1 protein-coding gene is annotated in these 337 nt (G+C 73.3%); it reads right to left on the minus strand.

Translation table 11 applies throughout. The annotated features are described in order from the left end of the window. Window positions 1-337 (minus strand): COX15/CtaA family protein (locus tag J0695_RS42860; protein ID WP_206970184.1); only part of this gene is annotated, 337 nt, incomplete at both ends.

Genomic DNA, 337 nt, shown 5'->3' on the forward strand with positions numbered 1-337 from the left:
GCCCCGACCCCGTGACGGCCGTCCCCACGACGACCAGCGCGCCCGCGAAGACGGCGAGCCCGATCACGAGCTGCTTCACCGGCCTGCCCACCAGCGGACGCGGCTCGGCGTCGCCTTCCCGCGCCCTGAGCCAGGTCACCGCCGTGACGGTGAGCAGCGTGCTGGCCAGGATGAAGTGGCCCGCGACGGTCCAGGGGTTCAGCTCGGTCAGCACCGTGATGCCGCCGATGATGCCGTTGGCCACGACGAGCCAGAATTGTCCCCAGGCGAGGCGGCTGAGACCCCTGCGCTGCGGCTTGGCGGAGCGCGAGGCGACGATGGCCCAGCCGACGGCGGC

Source organism: Streptomyces beijiangensis (genome assembly GCF_017315755.1).
GTDB lineage: Bacteria > Actinomycetota > Actinomycetes > Streptomycetales > Streptomycetaceae > Streptomyces > Streptomyces beijiangensis.